Here is a 350-nt window from a genome sequence, read left to right as displayed (position 1 = left end):
CACAACCACATCACACCTGTTTTCACTTTTATCTTCTGTCTTCAGAGGTATCACATCATGAGAATCATCACCCGTGGTGAAGCCATGCGTATTCACCAACAGCATCCTGCATCCCGTCTTTTTCCGTTCTGTACCGGTAAGTATCGCTGGCACGGCAGTGCTGAAGCGTATACTGGTCGTGAAGTGCAGGATATTCCCGGCGTTCTTGCCGTGTTTGCAGAACGCCGTAAGGACAGTTTTGGCCCGTATGTCCGGCTGATGAGTGTCACCCTGAACTGATGTTCCGTCACCCGGGAAACGAGTACGACCAGATGACCTCAGACGCCGCTGTGGATGAGGCCATTCTCATC

1 protein-coding gene is annotated in these 350 nt (G+C 52.0%); it reads left to right on the top strand.

The window, feature by feature from the left end; translation table 11 throughout:
• Positions 1–57 precede the first annotated feature (57 nt).
• A complete protein-coding gene (locus HEN33_RS25640; RefSeq protein ID WP_001220314.1) occupies positions 58–279 on the top strand; it encodes a DUF987 domain-containing protein in 222 nt (73 codons plus the stop codon).
• Positions 280–350 lie beyond the last annotated feature (71 nt).

The sequence above is a fragment of the Escherichia sp. 94.0001 genome, from assembly GCF_013369155.2.
Classification (GTDB): domain Bacteria; phylum Pseudomonadota; class Gammaproteobacteria; order Enterobacterales; family Enterobacteriaceae; genus Escherichia; species Escherichia coli_F.
This window is presented reverse-complemented; position numbering and strand designations above follow the sequence as displayed.

Coding starts and splice junctions, on each gene's coding strand:
- HEN33_RS25640 (WP_001220314.1), top strand. CDS start 58: ATGAGAATCATCACCCGTGGTGAAGCCATGCGTATTCACCAACAGCAT.